The organism is Pseudomonas sp. EGD-AK9, from assembly GCF_000465935.2.
Taxonomy (GTDB): domain Bacteria; phylum Pseudomonadota; class Gammaproteobacteria; order Pseudomonadales; family Pseudomonadaceae; genus Aquipseudomonas.
On the sequence record NZ_AVOF01000355.1, the window covers coordinates 1 to 3,143 of the forward strand.

General features: G+C 69.1%; 2 protein-coding genes. Both read left to right on the top strand.

Annotated elements, in window-relative coordinates:
- A partial coding sequence (locus tag N878_RS16175) for a glycoside hydrolase family 3 C-terminal domain-containing protein (RefSeq protein ID WP_021444650.1) occupies window positions 1–1,216 on the top strand: 1,216 nt, incomplete at its 5' end.
- Window positions 1,217–1,474: 258 nt separating this feature from the next.
- Window positions 1,475–3,010 (top strand): glucan biosynthesis protein G, encoded by a 1,536-nt coding sequence (locus N878_RS16180; protein ID WP_036988035.1) that lies wholly within the window; start codon window positions 1,475–1,477, stop codon window positions 3,008–3,010.
- Window positions 3,011–3,143 lie beyond the last annotated feature (133 nt).

The following is a 3,143-nucleotide window of genomic DNA, read 5'->3' on the forward strand; positions in this document are numbered from 1 at the left end:
CGGCCGCGCCGCTGACGATCCTGCCGAGGTCTACGCCGAAAACCGTCTGCACCGCGCCGCGGCGCGGGCGATGGCGCGCGATGCCCTGGTGCTGCTGGAAAACCGCGACGCCACCCTGCCGCTGCGCAAGGACAGGCGCATCGCCCTGATCGGTCCGCTGGCCGACTCCCAGGTGGACATGCTCGGCAGCTGGTCGGCGGCCGGCCGCGCCGAACAGGCGGTGACCCTGCGCCAGGGCATGGCGGCCGCGCTCGGCGGCCAGGGCCAGCTGCTGTATGCGCGCGGCGCCAACGTCACCGACGATGCGCGGGTGGTCGAGTACCTCAACCACCTCAACTGGGACCGTCCGGAGGTGGTGCAGGACGCGCGCAGCCCCGCGGCCATGCTTGATGAGGCGGTGCGCGTGGCGCAGCAGGCCGACGTCATAGTCGCCGCGGTGGGCGAGGCCCGCGGCATGTCGCACGAGTCCTCCAGCCGCACCCGCCTGGACCTGCCGGACAGCCAGCAGGCCCTGCTGCGCGCGCTCAAGGCCACCGGCAAGCCGCTGGTGCTGGTGCTGATGAACGGCCGGCCGCTGTCCCTGGGCTGGGAGCAGGCCAACGCCGACGCCATACTCGAGACCTGGTACAGCGGCATCGAGGGCGGCCACGCCATCGCCGACGTGCTGTTCGGCGCGCACAACCCGGCGGGCAAGCTGCCGATCTCCTTCCCGCGCTCGGTGGGGCAGATCCCCACCTACTACAACCACCTGCGCCTGGGCCGGCCGTACGGCGGGGATCCCGGCAACTACACCTCGCAGTACTTCGAGGAGCGCAACGGCCCGCTCTATCCGTTCGGCTACGGCCTGAGCTACAGCGAGTTCTCGCTGTCGCCGCCGCGGCTGTCCGCCGAGCGCCTGCGCCCGGGCGAGAAGATCCAGGTCAGCGTCACCCTGCACAACCGCGGCCCGCGCGCCGGCGCCACGGTGGTGCAGCTGTATCTGCACGACGAGGCCGCCTCGGTGATCCGCCCGGTCAAGGAACTCAAGGATTTTCGCAGGGTCAAGCTGGAAGCAGGCGAGGCGCGCGAGCTGAGCTTCGAGATCGACGAGGGCATGTTGCGTTTCTTCGATGCCGAGCTGCGTCACATCAGCGAACCGGGGACGTTCCGCGTGCAGCTCGGGCTGGATTCGGCCACCGTGCAGGAGGCGCGCTTCGAGCTTCTGCCGCGCGACTGAGCGGGTGCTGCGGGCAGGCGAAAATATAGCTGTGCGGGCCCCTGTGCCGGATACCGCGATCTGGTGATAATGCGCAGAAAAAACGCGCATGCAGGGGCGCCGCCGTCCGGTTGGCCGTCTGCACGGCGCTCGCGTTGTCTTTGCATCATTCGCCTGATTTCAATTTCCGTGCAGCGGCGCCCCGTGGGCTGGCCGCTGCCCGTCAATCTGCGTCGCCCTGGAGGCCGTGTGTCAATGAGTCGTTGTTCTGCAACCCGTCTGGGCAAGGCCGGCAAGCTGGCCCTCTGGGCGGTTCCCCTGCTGTTCGCCGCCCACAGCTGGGCGTTCGATCTGGACGATGTGGCGGTCAAGGCCAAGGCCCTGGCCGCCGAGGGTTACAACGCGCCGCAGAGCAATCTGCCGGGGGCGCTGCGCGAGCTGGCCTTCGCCGACTATCAGAAGCTGCGCTTTCGCGAGGACCAGGCGCACTGGCGCGACGGCAAGACGCCGTTCCAGCTGTATTTCTTCCACCAGGGCATGCACTTCGACCTGCCGGTGAAGATCAACGAAGTCACCGCCACGGGCGTGCGCGAGATTCGCTACGATCCGGCCATGTTCGACTTCGCCGATCTGCCGGTGCAGCCCGGCGAACTGGAGAACCTCGGTTTCGCCGGTTTCAAGGTGATCCACCCGCTGAACGCGGCGGACAAGCACGACGAGCTGATGAGCGTGCTCGGCGCCAGCTACTTCCGCGTCGTCGGCAAGGGCCAGGTCTACGGCCTGTCGGCACGCGGCCTGGCGATCGACACCGCGTTGCCGTCCGGCGAGGAATTCCCGCGCTTCAGCGAGTTCTGGATCGAGCAGCCGCAGGCCGACCGACGCAGCCTGGTGATCTACGCGCTGCTCGACTCGCCGCGCGCCACCGGCGCCTACCGCATGGAAATCAAGCCGGGCGAGGACAGCGTGCTCGACGTCGAGGCCAGGCTGTATCTGCGCGACTCGGTGGAAAAGCTCGGCATTGCGCCGCTGACCAGCATGTACCTGTTCGGCGCCAACCAGCCCTGGCCGCGGCCCAACTACCGGCCCGAGTTGCACGACTCCGACGGCCTGGCCATCCACGCCGGCAACGGCGAGTGGCTGTGGCGCCCGCTGAACAACCCGCAGCGGCTCAACGTCAGCAGCTACCGCATCGACAACCCGCGCGGCTTCGGCCTGCTCCAGCGCGGCCGCGACTTCGCCCAGTACCAGGATCTCGACGACCGCTATGAGCTGCGTCCCAGCGCCTGGGTCGAGACCCTCGGCGACTGGGGCCCGGGCCACGTCGAGCTGGTGGAGATTCCCACCCCCGACGAGACCAACGACAACATCGTCGCCCTGTGGCGCCCCGACAAGCTGCCCGCGGTCGGCCAGCCGCTGGATATCGCCTACCGCCTGCACTTCAGTCGCGACGAGGCGGCGCTGCACGACCCGCAGCTGGCCTGGGTCAGCCAGACCCGGCTGTCGGAGGGCGACGTCAAGCAGGCCAACCTGATCCGCCAGCCCGACGGCAGCACCGCCCTGCTGGTGGATTTCGTCGGCCCGCGGCTGGCCAAGCGCAAGGCCGAGGCGCCGCCGACGGTGCAGGCCAGCGTCGACGGCAACGCCGAGCTGCTGGAAAACAGCCTGCGCTACAACCCGGTGAGCCGGGGCTGGCGCCTGACCCTGCGGGTCAAGATCAAGGACCCGGCGCAGCCGGTGGAAATGCGCGCCGCCCTGGTCGAGGACGGCAAACCCCTGTCGGAAACCTGGAGCTATCAGCTGCCTGCCCATGAATAACTCCCCTGACGCCACGCTGATCCAGCATTACCTCGACGAACTGCCGCTCGACCCCGAGCGCCAGCAGGCACTGGCGCGCCAGCTCGAGCAGGGCGGCGACCTGGCCGCGTTGCACCATGCGCTGCAGACGCCG